17 protein-coding genes are annotated in these 18,781 nt (G+C 62.6%); 8 read left to right on the plus strand and 9 right to left on the minus strand.

The genetic code is table 11. From position 1 onward, the window contains the following. Positions 1–10: 10 nt before the first annotated feature. From LAD35_RS16555 to LAD35_RS16565, 3 genes are all read right to left on the minus strand, one after another. On the minus strand, positions 11–1,207 hold the full coding sequence (locus LAD35_RS16555; RefSeq protein ID WP_224150074.1) for an acyl-CoA dehydrogenase family protein: 1,197 nt from the start codon (positions 1,205–1,207) through the stop codon (positions 11–13). Between the two features lie 108 nt (positions 1,208–1,315). After that, positions 1,316–2,512, minus strand: coding sequence for an acetyl-CoA C-acyltransferase (locus LAD35_RS16560; RefSeq protein ID WP_224150075.1), 1,197 nt, complete (start codon positions 2,510–2,512; stop codon positions 1,316–1,318). A gap of 225 nt (positions 2,513–2,737) precedes the next feature. Then, positions 2,738–4,855, minus strand: a complete 2,118-nt coding sequence (locus LAD35_RS16565) for a 3-hydroxyacyl-CoA dehydrogenase NAD-binding domain-containing protein (RefSeq protein ID WP_224150076.1) — start codon at positions 4,853–4,855, stop codon at positions 2,738–2,740. 128 nt (positions 4,856–4,983) lie between these two features. Between LAD35_RS16565 and LAD35_RS16570 the strand changes: the two genes are divergently transcribed. Next, the gene (locus LAD35_RS16570) at positions 4,984–5,883 is read left to right on the plus strand and encodes a LysR family transcriptional regulator (protein WP_224150077.1); all 900 of its coding nucleotides are present in this window, start codon (positions 4,984–4,986) and stop codon (positions 5,881–5,883) included. 84 nt (positions 5,884–5,967) lie between these two features. Here the strand turns inward: LAD35_RS16570 and LAD35_RS16575 are convergent, their stop codons facing one another. From LAD35_RS16575 to LAD35_RS16585, 3 genes are all read right to left on the minus strand, one after another. Next, positions 5,968–6,891 (minus strand): bestrophin family protein, encoded by a 924-nt coding sequence (locus LAD35_RS16575; protein WP_224150078.1) that lies wholly within the window; start codon positions 6,889–6,891, stop codon positions 5,968–5,970. A 94-nt stretch (positions 6,892–6,985) separates the two neighbouring features. Beyond that, positions 6,986–8,311 carry a replication-associated recombination protein A gene (locus LAD35_RS16580; protein ID WP_224150079.1) on the minus strand — a complete coding sequence of 442 codons (1,326 nt, stop codon included), beginning with the start codon at positions 8,309–8,311 and terminating at the stop codon, positions 6,986–6,988. Then, on the minus strand, positions 8,308–8,586 hold the full coding sequence (locus LAD35_RS16585; RefSeq protein ID WP_224150080.1) for a hypothetical protein: 279 nt from the start codon (positions 8,584–8,586) through the stop codon (positions 8,308–8,310). The genes LAD35_RS16580 and LAD35_RS16585 overlap by 4 nt, the downstream gene beginning before the upstream one ends. Before the next feature lie 30 nt (positions 8,587–8,616). On the opposite strand from LAD35_RS16585, the gene LAD35_RS16590 reads away from it, so the two are divergent. The 4 genes from LAD35_RS16590 (at position 8,617) to brnQ (ending at position 11,556) form a co-directional block, all read left to right on the plus strand. Next, entirely contained in the window at positions 8,617–8,832 is a 216-nt protein-coding gene (locus LAD35_RS16590; RefSeq protein ID WP_224150081.1) for a DUF4287 domain-containing protein, read from the plus strand. A 247-nt stretch (positions 8,833–9,079) separates the two neighbouring features. Beyond that, the gene (locus LAD35_RS16595) at positions 9,080–9,349 is read left to right on the plus strand and encodes a DUF2798 domain-containing protein (RefSeq protein ID WP_224150082.1); all 270 of its coding nucleotides are present in this window, start codon (positions 9,080–9,082) and stop codon (positions 9,347–9,349) included. An 85-nt stretch (positions 9,350–9,434) separates the two neighbouring features. Next, positions 9,435–9,902, plus strand: a complete 468-nt coding sequence (locus tag LAD35_RS16600; protein ID WP_224150083.1) for a GNAT family N-acetyltransferase — start codon at positions 9,435–9,437, stop codon at positions 9,900–9,902. A 334-nt stretch (positions 9,903–10,236) separates the two neighbouring features. Next, positions 10,237–11,556 (plus strand): branched-chain amino acid transport system II carrier protein, encoded by a 1,320-nt coding sequence (gene brnQ, locus LAD35_RS16605; protein WP_224150084.1) that lies wholly within the window; start codon positions 10,237–10,239, stop codon positions 11,554–11,556. Between the two features lie 109 nt (positions 11,557–11,665). Here the strand turns inward: brnQ and lolA are convergent, their stop codons facing one another. Further along, positions 11,666–12,298, minus strand: a complete 633-nt coding sequence (lolA, locus tag LAD35_RS16610) for an outer membrane lipoprotein chaperone LolA (protein WP_224150085.1) — start codon at positions 12,296–12,298, stop codon at positions 11,666–11,668. Positions 12,299–12,449: 151 nt separating this feature from the next. After that, the gene (locus LAD35_RS16615; protein WP_377779752.1) at positions 12,450–14,870 is read right to left on the minus strand and encodes a DNA translocase FtsK; all 2,421 of its coding nucleotides are present in this window, start codon (positions 14,868–14,870) and stop codon (positions 12,450–12,452) included. Positions 14,871–15,386: 516 nt separating this feature from the next. Here LAD35_RS16615 and trxB point away from each other — a divergent pair. From trxB to rpmG, 3 genes are all read left to right on the plus strand, one after another. After that, positions 15,387–16,340, plus strand: coding sequence for a thioredoxin-disulfide reductase (gene trxB / locus LAD35_RS16620; protein WP_224150086.1), 954 nt, complete (start codon positions 15,387–15,389; stop codon positions 16,338–16,340). Between the two features lie 315 nt (positions 16,341–16,655). Then, a complete protein-coding gene (gene rpmB / locus LAD35_RS16625; protein WP_012207163.1) occupies positions 16,656–16,889 on the plus strand; it encodes a 50S ribosomal protein L28 in 234 nt (77 codons plus the stop codon). An 11-nt stretch (positions 16,890–16,900) separates the two neighbouring features. Beyond that, on the plus strand, positions 16,901–17,071 hold the full coding sequence (rpmG, locus tag LAD35_RS16630; RefSeq protein WP_184709551.1) for a 50S ribosomal protein L33: 171 nt from the start codon (positions 16,901–16,903) through the stop codon (positions 17,069–17,071). 67 nt (positions 17,072–17,138) lie between these two features. Here the strand turns inward: rpmG and LAD35_RS16635 are convergent, their stop codons facing one another. Further along, entirely contained in the window at positions 17,139–18,689 is a 1,551-nt protein-coding gene (locus tag LAD35_RS16635) for an aminotransferase-like domain-containing protein (protein ID WP_224150087.1), read from the minus strand. Positions 18,690–18,781 lie beyond the last annotated feature (92 nt).

An 18,781-nucleotide genomic window follows, 5' to 3' on the forward strand; every position in this document is an offset into this window, starting at 1 on the left:
CAAAATCTCCTTACAGGCCGAGGATCATCTTGGAGATGATGTTGCGCTGGATTTCGTTCGAGCCGCCAAAGATCGACAGCTTGCGGTAGTTGAAGTAGGCCGCTGCCGCAGTGGCCGCCTCCTTGGGGCCCACCGGTTCATCGGCGTATTCGGCAAACTGCGCCTCTTCGATATAGGGCAGCGCATACGGGCCCATGGCGCGGCGAACCAGCGACAGCAGTTCCTGGCGGATGACGGTGCCCTTGATCTTGAGCATGGAGCTTTCCGCGCCCGGCACACCGCCGCCTGCCACCGAGGCGATCACGCGCAGGTTGGTGGTGGCCATGTTCAGCAACTCGATCTCAACCTTGGCCATGCGGGTGGCGAACTGCGGGTCTTCGATCAGCGGCTTGCCATTGCGCTGCACGCGCTGGGCGATCACCTTGAGCTTTTCCAGCCCGGCCATCGAGAAGCCTACGCCAGCGATGCCGGTGCGCTCGTAGGTCAGCAGGTACTTGGCATAGGTCCAGCCCTTGTTCTCTTCGCCCACCAGGTTTTCCAGCGGCACCTTGACGTCGGTCAGGAAGACTTCGTTCACTTCCTTGTCGCCGTCCAGCGTGCGGATGGGGCGCACTTCCACGCCAGGCTGTTTCATGTCGATCAGCACGAAGCTGATGCCTTGCTGCGACTTGACCTCTTTGTTGGTGCGCACCAGGCAGAACATCATGTTCGCGTGCTGGCCCTGCGTCGTCCAGGTCTTCTGGCCGTTAACGATGTAGTGGTCTCCATTGCGCACGGCCGTGGTCTTGAGCGAAGCGAGGTCGGAGCCTGCGCCGGGCTCGGAGTACCCCTGGCACCACCAGTCGTCACCGTTCAGAATGCGCGGCAGCCAGTGGTTTTTCTGCGCGTCGTTGCCGTACTTGATCAGCACGGGGCCGAGCATCGACAAGCCGAACGGCACCAGGCGCGGGCCGCCTGCAATGGCACATTCGTCGTCAAAGATGAACTTCTGCACGGGCGACCAGCCAGTGCCGCCATGCTCCTTGGGCCAGTGGTAGGCGAGCCAGCCCTTCTTGTTCAGGATGGCGTGCCAGTTTTCCTGGTCAAAGCGCGTCAGGCGCTGGCCTGCCTTCACCTTGGCGGCCAGTTCCTTTGGCAGGCTGTCTTTCAGAAACGCACGCACTTCGGCGCGGAACGCTTCTTCTTCGGGGGTAAATTGCAAATCCATTGCTATCTCCTCAGTAACCGTGGGCAGGCAAGGCCTGTACATCTCAAACTCTCCGCTGCACGATCTACGTGACGCCGAGCAAGGGCCGCCCCGCAGCGCCTCAAGGGGTCAATAAATCTCGAACAGGCCGGCCGCGCCCATGCCGCCGCCCACGCACATGGTCACCACGCCCCACTTCACTTTCTCGCCACGGGCCTTGCGGCGCTGGCCTTCGAGCAGGATGTGGCCCGTCAGGCGCGCGCCGGTCATGCCAAAGGGGTGGCCAATGGAGATGGCGCCGCCGTTGACGTTGAGGCGATCCATCGGGATGCCCAGCTTGCGCTGGCAGTACAACGCCTGCGAGGCAAATGCCTCGTTCAGCTCCCACAGGTCGATGTCCTGCACCGTCAGGCCGTGGCGCGCCAGCAGCTTGGGCACGGCAAACACCGGGCCAATGCCCATTTCGTCAGGCTCGCAGCCAGCAATGGCCATGCCACGGAAGGCGCCCAGCGGCGACAGGCCGAGTCGGGCGGCTTCCCTGGCTTCCATCAGCACACAGGCGGCCGAGCCGTCCGACAGCTGCGAGGCATTGCCTGCAGTCACGAACTTGCCCGGCCCCTTGACCGGCTCCAGCTTGGCCAGGCCTTCGAGGGTGGTTGAGGGGCGGTTGCAGTTGTCCATGGTGGCAACCACGTCCTTGTAGGTGACTTCGCCGGTTTCCTTGTTCTTCTCGGCCATGCGCGCGGCGCAGGGCACGATTTCGTTGTCGAAGGTTCCATTGGCCTGGGCGGCTGCCGTGCGCTGCTGGCTTTGCAGCGAGAACGCGTCCTGGTCTTCGCGGCTGATGCCATAGCGCTGGGCCACCACATCGGCGGTGTCGATCATCGCCATGAAGAGTTCGGGCTTGTGCTCCACCAACCAGGGGTCGGCGTCTGCCGGATTGGTGTTGCTTGAGCGGATGAGCGAAATGCTCTCCACGCCGCCTGCCACCATGGCGGGCGCGCCATCCACAATGATGCGGCCAGCCGCAAATGCAATCGCCTGCAGGCCCGAGGCGCAGAAACGGTTGACCACGGTGCCGCCCACGCTGATGGGCAAGCCCGCGCGCACAGCAGCCTGGCGGCCGATGTTGCGGCCGGTGGTGCCCTCGGGGTAGCCGCAGCCCAGCACCACGTCTTCGATCAGGGCCGGGTCGATGCCAGAGCGCTCGACCGCTGCGGTGATGGAATACGCAGCCAGTTGCGCGCCAGGGGTGACGTTGAATTCGCCACGGTGCGATTTGGCCAGCGGCGTACGGGCGGTTGAAACAATGACGGCTTCACGCATTGCGTTGTCTCCTTGGGTCTGTTCGACCGTTGATTTTGATGCTTGATGCCGCCAGTGCTTGTTACATGCGCGCCAGCAGCTATTCTTTATATAGCAACCCAGGGTTTGGCGATTTGGAACGCCCCCGGGTTGCACCTCGGCGTCCTGGCCAGCCATTCCATGAATCCATCAAGCGAGCACGCGAAGGCAAGGCCGACAAGGTGATCGCTTGATTTAGAAATGGAATCAGACCGCCTTGTTCAGGCTCTCGAAGTTCTCGCCCTTCTCCACCAGCTCCACCAGCAGGGGCGAAGGCTTCCAGAACAGCGCGTCTTCCTTGGCGAACTCGCGGATGTCGGCCAGGATCTTGTCGAGGCCCACCATGTCGGCCCATTTCATCGGGCCACCACGGAAACGCGGAAAGCCGTAGCCATACAGGAAGGTGACGTCCACATCGAGCGGGCGCAGCGCAATGCCCTCGCGCACCACGTTCGCGCCCTCGTTCACCATGGCGGCCATGTAGCGGCGCATGATCTCCTCATTGCTGAAGCTGCGGGGCGTGACACCGGCGCGCTGGCGTTCGGCATCGACGATGGCGAGCACTTCCGGGTCTTGCTGGCCAGTGCGCGCGCCTTGCGGATACAGGTAGTAGCCGCGCTGGGTCTTCTGGCCGAACCAGCCTTTTTCGGCGATCCGGTCGGCAATCTGCACGTAGCGGGCCTTGGGGTCGCGGGTGGCGGCCTTGCGCTTGCGCGTGGCCCAGCCAATGTCGCCGCCCGCCAGATCGGCCACCTGGAACGGCCCCATGGGGTAGCCAAACTCGCGCACGGCTTCGTCGATCTGGTAGGGCGATGCGCCGTCTTCCATCAGGTAGTTGGCCGCCTCGCGGTACACGGCCAGAATGCGGTTGCCGATGAAGCCATCGCACACACCGGCGCGCACGGGTATCTTCTTCATGCGCTTGGCCAGTTCGAAGGCGGTGGCCACCACATCGGCGCTCACCTTGGCGGGCACCACAATCTCCAGCAGCTTCATGATGTTGGCCGGGCTGAAGAAATGCAGGCCGATCACATCCTGCGGACGCGAGATACTGGCGGCAATGGCGTCGATATCGAGGTACGAGGTGTTGGTGGCGATCACCGCGCCGCCCTTGCAGACCTTGTCCAGCTCGGCAAACACGGCCTTCTTGACGCCCATCTCTTCAAACACGGCCTCGATCACCAGATCGACCTGGGCAAGCGCCGCGTAATCGGTGCTGCCGCTGTAGCGCGCCATGATGGCGGCCTTCTTCTCGGCCGTCATGCGGCCCTTGGCGATCAGGCCGTCATAGACCTTTTCCACATTGGCCCGGCCACGGGCGATGGATTCGTCGTCGCGCTCCACCATCACCACAGGAAAGCCTGCATCCAGCGCGGCCACGGTGATGCCCGCGCCCATGGTGCCGCCGCCCACCACGCCAATGGTGTTCAGCGCGCGGGGCGCTGCGGCCTTGGCCTCGGGAATCTTGGCCGTTTCACGCTCGGCAAAGAAAGCGTGTATCAGCCCTGCACGTTGGGGGCTCTCCAGGCACTGGACGAACAGCTTGCGCTCGTTCTTCATGCCTTCGTCAAATGGCAGATCGAGCGCGCCCTGCACGCACTCGATGATCTTGCCGGGCGAGAACAGGCCACGGTTCTTCTTGGCCGATTCGGCCTTGGCGGCGTCCAGCTCGGCCTGCGCAGCAGCCTTGTCGGCCAGCGCTGCGGCCTCGCGGGTGCGGCGCACGGGGGCTTTGTCATCCAGCAGCTGGTTGGCGTAGGCAAGGCCCGCGCTGCGCGCGTCGGTCCCCGCAGGCGCCACCTGGTCCACCAAGCCCATGGCCAGTGCCTCTTCGGCTCCGGCATGGCGGCCCGACAGCATCAGGTCCAACGCAGCCTTGACGCCAATCAAGCGTGGCGTGCGCTGCGTGCCGCCAGCGCCGGGCAGCAGGCCCAGCTGCACTTCGGGCAGACCCAGCTTAGCGCCCGACACGGCCAGACGATAGTGGCAGGAGAGCGCCACCTCCAGGCCGCCGCCCAATGCCGGGCCATGGATGGCGGCGATCACCAGCTTGTCGCTGCTCTCCAGCTGCATCAGCACATCCGGCAGGCTGGGCGGCATGGCGGGCTTGCCGAACTCCCGGATATCGGCACCCGCAATGAAGGCTTTGCCGCTGCCCACCAGCAGCACCGCCTTGATCTCGCCGTCGCCCTGGGCCTGGGCCACGGCATCGGCCAGTCCCTGGCGCACCGCCTGGCTCAGCGCATTGACGGGTGGGTTGTTGATGGTGACGACCAGCACGCGCCCTTCACGGGCAGTGGTCACAACGGCGTTCTCTGCGCTCATGCATGTCTCCTGGGTATGAATGGAACCGAAGTTTCAACCCATTGTCAGCCACGGCAGGCTTATTTGACAATCACATAGATCATTGACAGACTGTCAAAGAAATTTGAACAATTACTTGTTTTTGTTGCATGGATCACTCCGCCCTGACACTGCTCGTGGAAATCATCGACGCTGGCAACCTGAGCCGCGCCGCTTCCAAACTGAAGATGAGCCGCGCCAATGTCAGCTACCACCTCACGCAGTTGGAAAAGACCGTTGGCGTGCAGTTGGTGCGCCGCACCACGCGCCGGGTGGAGCCCACCGAAGTCGGCCTGCGCCTGTACGAACACGGCCACGCCATCCGCAACGAACTGGCTGCGGCGGGTGAAACCATTCGCAGCCTGGGCAAAGGGTTGCAGGGCCGCGTGGGGCTGGCCGTGCCCAGCGGCTACGGCCAGTTGGTGATGACGGATTGGCTGATCGCCTTCAAGCGCCAATACCCCGACATCGTGCTGGACCTGATTTTCGAGAACCGCGTGGACAACCTCGTGCGCGATGAAGTGGACATTGCCGTGCGCGTGCTGCCCACGCCGCCCGACAGCCTGGTGGCGCGCCACATGGGCGAGATGAACTACGTGGCCTGCGCCAGCATTGACTACGCCCGCCAGAACATGCTGCCCCAGCAGCCCGAGGACTTGCGCCATGTACCGCTGATCACCAGCGGCGTCGTCGGCAAGCAGTTGCTGGTGCGCGCCTACCAGGGCGAGCTGCGCAAGGAGATCCGGCTGGAGCCCACCTTGATCTCCGAGCACTTTCCGTTTCTGCGCCAGGGCATCATGGCAGGGCTGGGCGTGGGCATCGTGCCCGATTACGTGATCCGCGCCGAGGTGGAACGCGGCGAAGTCGTCACCACCCTGCGCGACTGGCGGCTGAGCATCTTCGGCAACAACATGTACCTGCTGTGGATGCCCAACCGCCACCAGACCAAGGCCGTGCGAACGATGATCGACTTTCTGCTGGAGCGGGCCGAGGCGGAGCGCCCTGCCTGAGTCTGTGAAAACTATTAAAACAATAGCATCAAACGCATACTGGGTAAGCGCCAGGATTGCTTTTTGCATCAATCCCAGCTGCAGTCACAGCAGAATACAGTCCCTGACCTTGGGCTTGGCCGTGCGCGGCGGCTCGCCCACCACCTCCAGCACCGAAGATTCGATCGTGTAGCACAGGCTGCCCAGGGCCAGGTCATTGGCAGCCAGGCCAAAGGGGTGCTCCAGCTCGGCGCCCAGGGCCTCCAACGCAAAGAAGGTGTAGCCCAGAAAACAGACGATGACCGGCGTCATCGGGCCGATCGTGTCCAACAGGCCAAAGGGCAGCAAAAAGCAGTAGATGTACACGCAGCGGTGCAGGATGACCGAATAGGTGAACGGAATCGGCGTGCCCGAAATGCGCTCGCACCCACCCACCGCATTGCCCAGGCGCGCGAGCGATTGCTCCAGCGCGGGCACCACGGCCGCCGCCACCTTGCCGCTGCGCAACTGCTCGCCCACCCACTCCTGCACCAGCAGCAGCGCCATCGCGGCGGGAAAACGCGCACCGGCAACGCGCTCCACATCGCCCGGCGGCAAGAAGGCCGCGAGCTCGGCGCGTGCATCGCTCTCGCGCAACTGGTGCTTGAGCGCATAGGCAAATGCACACAGGCGCTGCGCCAGCAGCTTTGCATGGGCCCTGTCACCTGCCTCGTCACCCACCACGGCCAGCGCCTGCGCCGTCAGGTGGCGGCTTTCCACCAGCAGCACGCCCCACAGGGTGCGGGCTTCCCAGAACCGGGCATACGAGGTGCTGTTGCGAAAGCCGAGAAAAATCGCCAGCGTCAGGCCAATCAACGAGAAAGGCACGAAGTTCAGCGACACCTTCCAGTCCAGGATTGAGCCGTGGATCACGGTAACGACGATGGCCAGCACCGTGATGGTGATCAATTGCGGCAGGATCACCGGCAGGATGGAGCCGCGCCACACAAAGAGCATGCGCAACCAGTGCACCGAAGGACGAACGATCATGGCCGGTATTGTCCGCCTTGCCGCCCGCCTGCTGCGCAGAAATTGCTAAAAATCTGATGCTTTTGGCGGGCGCAGCCAGCGCCCTGGCCCCGCGTCAATCCTGCGCCTCGTCTTCAGCGGGCTTGGCAGCCGCGTTGCGCGCGCGCAGCTCGTCCAGCTTGGCGCCGATCTTGATCTCCAGGCCGCGCGGCACCGGTTGGTAGAAACTGGGCGGCTCCATGTCCTCTGGAAAATAGCTTTCACCTGCGGCAAAGCCGCCCTCCTCGTCGTGCGCATAGCGGTAGGCCTTGCCGTAATCGAGGTCCTTCATCAGCTGGGTGGGCGCATTGCGCAGGTGCAGTGGCACCGGCCGGGTGCCGTCCTGCTTGACGAAGGCCTTGGCCTGGTTGTAGGCCATGTAGCCCGCATTGCTCTTGGGAGCCACTGCCAGGTAGAGCACCGCCTGGGCCAGTGCCAGTTCGCCTTCGGGGCTGCCCAGGCGCTCGTAGGTGGCGGCGGCGTCGTTGCACATCTGCATGGCGCGGGGGTCGGCCAGGCCAATGTCCTCCCAGGCCATGCGCACGATGCGGCGTGCCAGGTAGCGCGGGTCGGCGCCGCCATCGAGCATGCGGCAGAACCAGTACAGCGCGGCGTCCGGGTCCGAGCCACGCACCGATTTGTGCAGCGCGCTGATGGTGTCGTAGAACTGCTCGCCGCCCTTGTCGTAGCGGCGCATGCGCTCGCCCAGTACCTTGAGCAGCCACGCATCGGTGATGGTTGCAACCTTCGCCTGCTCGGCGGTGATGGCCAGCGTCTCCAGCGTGTTCAAGAGGCGCCGGGCATCGCCATCCGCATAGGCGATCAAGCGCTCCATTGCTTCACTTTCGATGGCTGGAATCGCTTGCAGTGCCTGCGCCTTTTCGACAATCTGCCGCAAATCGTCAGCGGTCAGGCTTTGCAGCACATAGACGGCGGCGCGCGAGAGCAAGGCCGAGTTGACCTCGAACGAAGGGTTTTCGGTGGTGGCGCCGATGAAGGTGAAGAGCCCGCTTTCCACATGCGGCAAGAACGCATCCTGCTGGCTTTTGTTGAAGCGGTGCACCTCATCCACAAACACAATGGTGCGCTGTTGCATCAGGCCGTCGCGCGCAGATTGCGCCTGCTCCACGGCTTCGCGGATGTCCTTGACGCCGCCGAGCACGGCGCTGATCGAGATGAACTGCGCGTCGAAGGCATCGGCCATCAGGCGCGCAATCGTGGTCTTGCCCACGCCCGGCGGCCCCCACAGAATGCAGCTGTGCGGGCGGCCTGATTCAAATGCCAGCCGCAGCGGCATGCCTTCGCCCAGCACCTGCTGCTGGCCCACCACATCGGCCAGCGTGCGCGGGCGCAGGCGCTCGGCCAAGGGTTGGTGTGATGGATGGAAAGAAGGGCTACTCATACAGTGTGCGGCGGGTGCCGCACGCAGCGCCCACCCTGGTTCAGAACATCGGTCTCGGTTGATGGTACGCCTGCGCCATTGCTGCCAACAGCGCATGCACCGTACGGCATATCGTAGCCTGCCTGCAGCCTGCGCGCGGCAAAGCCATGGCTCGGCCGGTGCGGCAGGCAGCGCGATAGGCCGCCTGCTGCACAAGACAACCGCCCCTCCAGCGTCCCCACCCCCTGCAGGCCCATCGATTGACCGGTGTCACGGGCCTCTTTAGGATCGGGCACGCCCCTTTGCGGCGTTCCAAGGAGATACCCATGAGCGCAGATACCCCGGTGAAAGGCCCGGCTTCGTACTTTCCATCCATCGAGAAGACGTACGGCCACCCGGTCGCACACTGGTTCGGGATTCTGGACACGGTCAAGGAGAAAAAGCACATGGAACAGGTCGCGTTTCTGAAAGAGCACCACCAGCTCGGCCATGGGCATGCCAACGCCCTGGTGGCTTTCCACCTGGCCCGGCAAAAGGGCTAAGAACGCGTTTACGATCTCCTCCAGAACTACTTGCCTGGGGTCTGCAGAGAACCCCTAGCCGCCGTCCGGCATCCCTTGCCTGCGCGGGCCGGTTTCCCTATCATCCGGTCTGCCCTTACGCACCCATGCGCAAACAGGGCCGTAAGCGTTCAACGTCAAACAACGCGCCACCATCTCCGGCAGGGCCGGGGTGCTTGCCCTTTCTGGGCGAAAGGCGCCTTTGCTTGACCCGGTCTTTGACTTTCTTATGAACGCTTTCAACAAACCCACCATTTTCTTCGGCATCCCCAAGCTACCCGCCCGCTATGCCTCGCTGGTCATGCCGCTCCTGCTGTCCATTCTGATGACGTGCATCGTCTCGCTGATCAGCACCTTCAATGGCATCGGCCTCGCCCCCGAATTTGCGTCCAAGTGGCTCAGGGCATGGGGTGTTTCGTGGCTGGTCGCATTTCCGGTACTGCTGCTTGCGCTGCCGGTGGTTCGCAAGGCAACAGCGGCACTCGTGCATACCCGTTGAGCATTACGCGTTTCTGGGCATCAGCGCTTTCTCAGTAAGCGCTGGTAGCTATATTTAGAATAGCACCACCTTTGCCTATCCAGATATGACGCCGCACATCCAGGAAATTCCCGCCCACGAAGCGCCCATGGCGCTCCTGCTGCTTGCCGACCCTTCGGAAGACAAGATCCGCGCCTACCTGCCCGGGTCACGCTGCTTTGTGGCGTCCAACGGTGTAGAGATGGTTGCCGCATGCGTGGTCAAGCCCATGGGCGGCGGCATTCATGAACTCATGAGCATTGCCGTGCCACCTGCCCACCAGAAGCAGGGCCACGGGGCGACGCTGTTGCAATGGGTGATTGCCTTTTTCCGCAATGCAGGCGCACACCAGCTGGAAGTGGGCACAGGCTCGTTTGGCTATCAGCTCGCCTTCTACCAGCGACATGGGTTTCGGGTTTCCAGCATCGAGCGGGATTTCTTTGTCAACAACTACCCTGCACCCATCTTTGAAGACGGCATCCAGCTTCTGGACATGCTGCGCCTCACCTTGCCATATTCCGGCAAGGCACGCTGAAATGCTTCTGCCTTGGAGCATTTGGTGATTTCCTGCTGAAAATCAGACTTTTCGGCAAGGATGAATGCACTTTGCGCCGAAAGGACACATTTTTCGCGGAAAATAAGGGTTTATACGGACCCATGAGCGCTCTGCAGAAAAGGGCTGCCATCCACCGCCAGGAACCCGTTTGCCGGTGATGCAGCCATTGCACAGCCACCCACTTCGGCGGGATTGCCGCCGGCACCTGCAAAACGATGCGCCCTGCCATGCCGGCAGCGCGCACGGCCTCCGTGAATGAATCTTTCAGGCGCTGACGCTCCCCGCGCACCGCCTGTTCTGCATTGGGATCACCATGAAAACACTGAAAACCAGGGACATCATCGCCCTCGGGTTCATGACCTTTGCCCTGTTTCTGGGCGCTGGCAACATCATCTTTCCGCCGATTGTCGGCATGGCGGCTGGCGGCAATCTGCTGGGCGCAACCATCGGCTTCCTGCTCACTGGCGTGGGCTTGCCGCTTCTAGGCGTCGTGGCGCTGGCGCGCGTGGGCGGTGGCCTCGATACCCTCACCCACCCCATTGGCCGCATTGCAGGCACGGTACTCGCCTGCGCCATCTATCTCACGATTGGCCCGCTGTTTGCCACGCCGCGCACGGCCACGGTCTCGTTCGAGATGGGTCTGGCGCCCTTTGTCGGCAACACGCCCGTCATGCTGCTGGTGTTCACCATTGTCTATTTCTCGCTGGTGATGCTGCTGTCGCTGTTCCCGGGCAAGCTGATGGACAACATCGGCAAGATCATCACGCCGGTGCTGATCTTGGCGCTCGCCATTCTCGGTGGTGCCGCCATTTTTGCACCTGTGGGTGGCTACAGCACGGAAACTGCTGACTACAGCACCCAAATGGCAGCATTCGCCCAGGGTTTTCTGCAGGGTTACCAGACCATGGATGCGCTCGCCTCGCTGGTCTTCGGCATCGTGATCGTCAATGCCATCAAGGCTGCGGGCGTGGCAGACCGGCGCCTGCACACCCGCTACGCCATCTATGCGGGGCTGATTGCTGCCACAGGCCTGGGCCTGGTGTATGTGTCGCTGCTCTACCTGGGCGCGACGAGCGGAACACTGGCCGGCAATGCGGCCACCGGCGTGCAGATTCTGACGACCTATGTGCAGCACACCTTTGGCAGCGCGGGCCTGTACCTGCTGGCCGCCGTCATCCTTCTGGCTTGTTTGACGACGGGCGTGGGCCTGGTGAGCGCCTGCAGCGCCTTCTTCAGTGACCTGACCGGTTTTTCGTACCGGGGCGTTGTGGTGGCTCTGAGCATTTTCAGCGCCACCGTCGCCAACCAGGGCCTGGCGCAGTTGATCGCGGTCGCCGTGCCCGTGCTGGTGGGCATCTACCCCGTGGCCATCGCGCTGATTGCGCTGAGCCTGATGCACCGCTGGAGCCAGCCCAGCCGTGTCTACATTCCCGTGATGCTGGTGGCCCTGCTATTTGGCCTGCTCGATGCCGCCAAGGCACTGCAATGGACAGCCCTGGTGCCCGACTGGCTGGACCGCCTGCCCGGCGCAGCCCTGGGCATGGGCTGGGTGACACCGGTGGTTGCTACCCTTATTGCAGCAGCTTGCGCAGACTGGGTGAGCGCCAGGCAACAAAAACCTGTCAAGGCCTGAGGCCTGGCATCTTTGACGGGGCGAGCGCCTCGGCCCCTCCAACAACAAAGCCCTGGCAGCACATGCGGCCAGGGCTTTTCCACGATTGGAGTTCCGGTTTGCCGCCGGTTTACTGCCGGATCACTTCCGCCCCCGAGGGAATGCTGAATTCAAAGGCAGACGAGGGGAGCGATGGCAGGGTCTTGAGCCCCACAAACCGCACCACAGAGCGCTGGCCAAAGCCGTCTTCGATCTCCAGCGCCGTCAGCTCGTCGCCCTTGAAGCCGACCTTCACATTCTTGAGCTGGCCATCCTGGCCCTTGGGCGTGGCCAGCACCCATTGCTGACCATCGGCATCGGGGGCATTGGACAGGTTGAATTCGCTCTTCAAGGCCTGCAGGCTGGCTGCGGATGCGAGCAGTGCAGCGGGCGTCTGGCCCAGGGCCTTGCTCTGCTGGCGTTGGGTGACCTGGTTCAGATCGGCGTCGAATAGGGTCAAGGTGGTGCCGTCAGCCACGATGGTCTGCTCGAAAGGCTTCTTGTACAGAAACTTGAACTTGCCCGGCCGCTGGAATGCAAAGCTGCCGCTGGAAGTCTTGACGCGCGGCGCCTGGCCTTCCTTGGCGGGCGAGGTGACTGTCTGGGTAAAGCTGGCTTCGCCAGCCTGCGAATTTTTCAGAAACTGTTCAAGGCTTTGCAGGCCATCAGCCTGAGCCCAGCTGCTGAAGCCAGCCAGTGCGGCGGCGGCAATCCAATATTTCATCCGAATTCCTTTCTGGACACAGGCCAGCGCCTGCGCAATGGGGCAGATTATGGGGTTGGAATGCAAAAGGCACCGAAAGTGCCGGCAACTGCCAGGTTTTCGGTGCCTTTTGCGCTAATTTACGCGGCAGAGATGCTGGTAACCGCCTGCATCACTCGTCGCCGCCGGGCCTGTGGGCCACCAGCACCTCACGCTGGCCGCTGCCGGTGAGCGCACTCACCAGCCCTGCACGCTCCATCTCTTCGAGCAGGTTGGCCGAACGGTTGTAGCCGATGCGCAGCTTGCGCTGCACGTACGAGATGCTGGCCTTGCGGTCCTTGAGCACGATCTCGACCGCCTGGTCGTACATCGGGTCCTTTTCGCCGCTGCCGCCGCCGTCCTCATCGCCAAAGCCAGAATCGCCGTCGCCCGTGCCACCTTCGAGCACGCCTTCGATGTAATCGGGCTCGCCCTGCTCCTTGAGGTAGCTGACCACGCGGTGCACTTCGTCATCCGAGACAAAGGCGCCATGCACGCGCACCGGCAGGCCCGTGCCGCTGGCCATGTACAGCATGTCGCCCATACCCAGGAGCGCTTCGGCGCCCATCTGGTCGAGAATGGTGCGGCTGTCGATCTTGGAGCCGACCGAAAAGGCAATGCGCGAGGGGATGTTGGCCTTGATGAGGCCGGTGATCACATCGACGCTGGGCCGCTGGGTGGCCAGCACCAGGTGGATACCGGCTGCGCGCGCCTTCTGCGCCAGGCGGGCAATGAGCTCTTCGATCTTCTTGCCCACCACCATCATCAGGTCGGCCAGCTCGTCGATCACCACCACAATGTGCGGCAGGCGCTGCAGCGGCTCGGGGGTCTCGGGCGTCAGGCTGAAGGGGTTGGGAATGAACTCCTCGCGCGCCTTGGCCTCGTCGATCTTGGTGTTGTAGCCGGCCAGGTTGCGCACGCCCAGCTTGCTCATCAGCTTGTAGCGACGCTCCATTTCGGCCACGCACCAGTTCAGGCCATTGGCGGCCTGCTTCATATCGGTCACCACCGGGCACAACAGGTGCGGAATGCCTTCGTAGACCGACATTTCCAGCATCTTGGGGTCGATCATCATCAAGCGCACGTCCTTGGCCTCGGCCTTGTAGAGCACCGAGAGGATCATGGCGTTGATACCCACCGACTTGCCCGAACCGGTGGTACCGGCCACCAGCACGTGCGGCATCTTGGCCAGATCGGCCACCACAGGCTTGCCGATGATGTCCTTGCCCAGGCCCATGGTGAGCAGGCTTTTGGCCTCGTGGTACTCGTGGGAGCCCAGGATCTCCGTCAGGCGGATGGTCTGGCGCTTGGCGTTGGGCAGCTCCAGCGCCATGTAGTTCTTGCCGGGGATAGTCTCCACCACGCGAATCGACACGAGCGAGAGCGAGCGCGCCAGATCCTTGGCGAGGTTGACGATCTGCGAGCCCTTGACGCCGGTGGCGGGTTCGATTTCGTAGCGGGTGATCACCGGGCCAGGCGCAGCCTCGACCACGCGGACCTCCACGCCAAAATCCTTGAGCTTTTTCTCGATCAGGCGGCTGGTCATCTCCAGCGTCTCGTACGACACCGTCTCCTGCACCTTGGGCGCAGGATCCAGCAGATCGACCTGCGGAAGGCGCGTATCGCTCAATTCATTGAACAGCGGCTTCTGACGCTCCTTCACCACCCGGGCGCTGGGCTGGGCCTGCGGCTTGATGGGCTCGGCAATATGCAGCCCCGGCTCCGCCTGTACCGGGCGCACAGCCTTGCCCTGCGGTGGCAGGTCGAACATGCTGTCAAAGCCATCACCGGACGGATCGACACGGGCTGCAGCAGGGGCAGCACTGCTCACCTCGGCCTCGCGGGCCTGGGCGGCCTTCTTGCCGACCGCCTTGTCGGCGGCCGCTTCGCGGCGCAGCATCAGCTTCTGGAAGAAGCCTTCAATGCCCGCGCCTACCTTTTCGGTGATCTGGCCCCAGGAAAAACCCAGAATCCACGACATGCCCAACAGCAGCAGCATGACGCCCACGATGCCGGAGGCGGTAAAACCCATCCATTTTTCCGCCAGCGGGCCCAGCAGGTAGCCAAGCACACCGCCAGCCGCGCCGGGCAGCTTGGGCTCGAAGCGGTACAGGCGCGACCATTCCAGCGCCGAGCTGGCCAGCAGCAGCAGCAGCAGCCCGCCCCAGAACACGATACGGCGCCACCACAGTGGACGTGGGTCGCCCGGCGGGTTTTCACCGGCGCGCAGCCAGCGCGCCAGCGACGAAAACCAGGCCAGCACGGCAGCCACCACCAGCCACCAGACGGAAAAACCGACCATGAAGTAGCCGCCATCGGAGATCATGGCGCCCAGGCGCCCCATCCAGTTGCTGACGTGCCCCGCCGCCTGCGTGCCCGAGGTGGACCACGCCGGATCCTTGGGCGAGTAGCTCACCATGGCCGCCACGCAGAATGCCATCATCAGGAAAGTGATGATGAGGACCAGCTCATGCCCAAAGCGGCGCACCCCCATGACCAGCGAGGTGCCAGCGCTGTGGTGCGCGTTCGATTTTTTCGTTGAATTAGTAGCCATAACCTAAGGGCAAGAGCTTACCTGAAGAGCAATACAAATTCGATAGCAAAACAGACATGTCGGCCACAGTGATGCGGTACAGCGACGCGGGCCGCTGTGCGCGCCAACAGAGCAAGCGCTTGCCTGCGGATGCCTTTTTCCTGCTTCCCCAAGGCAATTTCTAATAAAAACTCCGTACTGTGCCCAGCATATAAACGCCGCAAGCTATGAAAACAGAAGCACTCATTCCGCTCAAGAAACACTTTGTAATTGCGCCAGCAACTTGACAAGCCTCAAAACAGCCATGTCCGGCCAATCTGCATTGGACGATTGTTGTCATTTGCTGCAGCGCACCAAATTGAGAATCTCCGCCCAAGATGGCTTGTGGCGATCAAGGACATTGATACAAACCATCCACGGGCAGGCCGTTGTGTTCGATACTCTTGGGTGTTACCGCCGACTGTGCTTGCCCGGTCGGCGCTGCCTTTTTGACTGGTGGGTGCGCAGCGCCCGCCCCACGAATGCGATAGGAGTTCCATGTCTTCCGTCAACCAACACGCCAAGGTGCTGATTCTGGGCTCGGGCCCTGCCGGCTACACCGCTGCCATCTACGCCGCCCGCGCCAACCTCGACCCGGTGCTGATCACCGGCATGGCCCAGGGCGGCCAGCTGACCACCACGACCGAAGTGGACAACTGGCCAGCCGATGTGATGGGCGTGCAAGGCCCGGAGCTGATGCAGCGCTTTCTGGAGCACGCAGAGCGCTTCAAGACACAGATCATTTTCGACCACATCAACAAGGTCGATTTCAGCAAGCGCCCCTTCACCCTGACCGGTGACAGCGGCACCTATACCTGCGACAGCCTGATCATCGCCACTGGCGCCTCGGCCAAGTACCTCGGCCTGCCTTCGGAAGAGGCCTTCATGGGCCGCGGCGTTTCGGCCTGCGCCACCTGCGACGGTTTCTTCTACCGTGAGCAACCCGTCTGCGTGATCGGCGGCGGCAACACCGCCGTGGAAGAGGCGCTGTACCTGTCCAACATTGCCAGCAAGGTGACCCTGGTGCACCGTCGCGACAAATTCAAGGCCGAGCCCATTCTGGTGGACAAGCTGATGGAAAAGGTCAAGGAAGGCAAGATTGAGCTCAAGACCCATTTCACGCTGGATGAAGTGCTGGGCGACGCATCGGGCGTGAACGGCATTCGCATCAAGAGCACGCAGGACGGCCATACCGAAGACATCCAGCTGCAGGGCTGCTTCATTGCCATCGGCCACCACCCCAATACGGACATCTTCCAGGGCCAGCTGGAAATGGAAAACGGCTACCTCGTCACGCAGATGGGCCGTGGCGGCTTTGCCACGCAAACCAGCGTACCCGGCATCTTTGCCGCAGGCGACGTGCAGGACCATGTCTACCGCCAGGCCATCACCAGCGCAGGCACGGGCTGCATGGCCGCGCTGGATGCGCAGCGTTTTCTGGAACAGGAATAAGCAGGAACAAACAAAAATAGCGCGCGCTGCGGAGAGGCCGCAGAGCAACGGAGCGGCGGCCACAAAACCCCACACAACGCAAGCTGGCCTATTTTTGGCAATCGCGTTATAATGCTTGGCTTTGCTGCTTGCCGCCTTTTGCATCTCTTTCGCAATCCACGGCGCGTGAACAGGAAACTACTGCCGGCTGGCCTGCCAGTTGGCAGTGAACATGGGCTACCGCCACCCTTTGATTGGCGAGGTGAGGCTGCAAGCCGAGCTGCTCTTTGTGACGCAGCCAGGGCGCGCAGCTGTTAAAACTTTCGGAGTGTCCTGATGGCACGCGTTTGCGAAGTAACGGGCAAGAAGCCCATGGTGGGAAACAACGTTTCCCACGCCAACAACAAAACCAAGCGCCGGTTCCTGCCGAACCTGCAATATCGCCGTTTCTGGGTGGAATCGGAAAACCGCTGGGTGCGCCTGCGTGTTTCCAGCGCTGCCCTGCGTCTGATCGACAAGAACGGTATTGATTCTGTGCTCGCAGACCTGCGCGCACGTGGCCAAGCTTAAGGAGATACACCATGGCTTCCAAAGGCGGACGCGAAAAAATCAAGCTGCAATCGACTGCAGGCACCGGTCACTTCTACACGACCACCAAGAACAAGAAGACGATGCCTGAAAAGATGGCAATCACCAAGTTCGATCCCAAGGCTCGCAAGCACGTCGAGTACAAGGAAGTGAAGCTGAAGTAATTCGGCCTTGCTGATCAAAGAACCGCCCGGCGCAAGTCAGGCGGTTTTTTTATGCCCGCATGCTCCATCAAGCCCTGGGCGGCATGCCCAGCTGGGCGTGCATCATGCGGCCCAGGGTGTGGTAGCCCTCTTCCACCTGCGGCGTGAATGGCATGCCACAGCTCAGCCGCACAAAGTGGTCGTAATGGCCCGTGTTGCTGAACATATCGCCCGGCGCAATACGAATGCCGACCGCTAAAGCTTCGTCATACAGGCGGCTGGCCGAGACCAGCTCGGGCAGCTCCAGCCAGATGGCAAGCCCCCCGGCTGGCAAGCTGAGGCGTGTGCCGATGGGGAAATACCGCGCCACCGCCTGCGCAGCCGCCTGCCGCTGCACGCGCAATTGCTGCCGCAGCCGCACCAGATGGCGCATGTAGGCGGGCGAGCCTACCGTGCGCGCACCCAGCAGTTGCGGCCACACCGGCAGATTGCGCGAACGGGCAAACTTGATCATCTGCACCCGCTCCTGCCAGCGGCCCGCGTTCATCCAGCCCAGGCGCAGCCCCGGCGCATAGCTTTTGGAGAGCGATGAACAATAGATCACCGTGCCGTCGGTATCCCAGGCCTTGCAAGGGCGCAGCACTTCGTCGGTCTCGACAAATTCGCGGTAGATATCGTCCTCGATCAGCGCCACGCCATAGGTACGGCACAGCACCACCAGGCGCTGTTTGTGGCTGTCGGGCATGGTGGCGCCCTGCGGCATCTGCAGGTGCGGCACCACGACAACGGCCTTGAGCTGCGGATGCGTGCGCAGCGCCAACTCCAGCGCTTCGAGCGACATACCGGTGTGCGGACTCGATGGAATTTCGAGTGTTTGCAGCTTTTTAGCCTCCACAGCTTGCAAGATACCGTAAAAAGCCGGAGATTCGATCGCTACCATGTCGCCGGGCTGGGTCAGCGCATCCAGGGCCAGATTCACAGCTTCCGAATTGCCAAAGGTGGCGGCCACATCCATCGGAGCCACGCGCACGCCAAAACTGAGTGCATAACGCGCCATGGAGGCCTGAAACTCCGGGTGGGTGAACGGCGCAGAGGGACCATGCACCAGTATCTGCGGCTGCTCGCGCAACAGGGCCACAGCATGGTGGTTCAGCAGCTTGGCATCGAACAGTTCGGGCGCCGGCATGGCACTGCCCAGATCGACCAGCAGCGGGCCCCGAAGCCGCGCCTTGTTCAGGTACTCGGCAGCGCGCGCGCCAATGCCCTCGAAGCGATTGTCCTGCATGGGCATGGGCGCCAGGCGCAATGGCTCACGTGCGGCGGGCATCTGCAAGGCGGTATCGCAGACAAAGTAGCCCACGCGGGGCCTGGCCTCGATCAGGCCACGCGACTCCAGCACGCGCAGCACCTGCAACGCCGTGCTGTGACTGACATGGTGCAGGCGCCGGATCTCGCGCACCGAGGGCATGCGCGCGCCCACGCCCAGCGTCTGCTGGGCAATGGCCTGCTCAAAGTGCGCAGCAATGCGCTCATACAAAAAGGTGTCATCGGCAGCATCCGATGCATCCAGCACCGGTAGCACGGGTACTTGGCGATGGGTCGCAGGGGGCGCCAGCAGGCTTTCGTCTATCAGGGACATGGGGTGATTCCAGGCTCGCAAGCTCTGTATCGTCCGTCTTTTCAATCGACCAGAACAGATACAGATGCCACGATTTTGAACCAGAACAGCAG

This window comes from Comamonas odontotermitis (assembly GCF_020080045.1).
GTDB classification, from domain to species: Bacteria; Pseudomonadota; Gammaproteobacteria; order Burkholderiales; family Burkholderiaceae_C; genus Comamonas; species Comamonas odontotermitis.

Coding starts and splice junctions, on each gene's coding strand:
- LAD35_RS16555 (WP_224150074.1), bottom strand. CDS start 1,207: ATGGATTTGCAATTTACCCCCGAAGAAGAAGCGTTCCGCGCCGAAGTG.
- LAD35_RS16560 (WP_224150075.1), bottom strand. CDS start 2,512: ATGCGTGAAGCCGTCATTGTTTCAACCGCCCGTACGCCGCTGGCCAAA.
- LAD35_RS16565 (WP_224150076.1), bottom strand. CDS start 4,855: ATGAGCGCAGAGAACGCCGTTGTGACCACTGCCCGTGAAGGGCGCGTG.
- LAD35_RS16570 (WP_224150077.1), top strand. CDS start 4,984: ATGGATCACTCCGCCCTGACACTGCTCGTGGAAATCATCGACGCTGGC.
- LAD35_RS16575 (WP_224150078.1), bottom strand. CDS start 6,891: ATGATCGTTCGTCCTTCGGTGCACTGGTTGCGCATGCTCTTTGTGTGG.
- LAD35_RS16580 (WP_224150079.1), bottom strand. CDS start 8,311: ATGAGTAGCCCTTCTTTCCATCCATCACACCAACCCTTGGCCGAGCGC.
- LAD35_RS16590 (WP_224150081.1), top strand. CDS start 8,617: ATGAGCGCAGATACCCCGGTGAAAGGCCCGGCTTCGTACTTTCCATCC.
- LAD35_RS16595 (WP_224150082.1), top strand. CDS start 9,080: ATGAACGCTTTCAACAAACCCACCATTTTCTTCGGCATCCCCAAGCTA.
- LAD35_RS16600 (WP_224150083.1), top strand. CDS start 9,435: ATGACGCCGCACATCCAGGAAATTCCCGCCCACGAAGCGCCCATGGCG.
- brnQ (WP_224150084.1), top strand. CDS start 10,237: ATGAAAACACTGAAAACCAGGGACATCATCGCCCTCGGGTTCATGACC.
- lolA (WP_224150085.1), bottom strand. CDS start 12,298: ATGAAATATTGGATTGCCGCCGCCGCACTGGCTGGCTTCAGCAGCTGG.
- LAD35_RS16615 (WP_377779752.1), bottom strand. CDS start 14,870: ATGGCTACTAATTCAACGAAAAAATCGAACGCGCACCACAGCGCTGGC.
- trxB (WP_224150086.1), top strand. CDS start 15,387: ATGTCTTCCGTCAACCAACACGCCAAGGTGCTGATTCTGGGCTCGGGC.
- rpmB (WP_012207163.1), top strand. CDS start 16,656: ATGGCACGCGTTTGCGAAGTAACGGGCAAGAAGCCCATGGTGGGAAAC.
- rpmG (WP_184709551.1), top strand. CDS start 16,901: ATGGCTTCCAAAGGCGGACGCGAAAAAATCAAGCTGCAATCGACTGCA.
- LAD35_RS16635 (WP_224150087.1), bottom strand. CDS start 18,689: ATGTCCCTGATAGACGAAAGCCTGCTGGCGCCCCCTGCGACCCATCGC.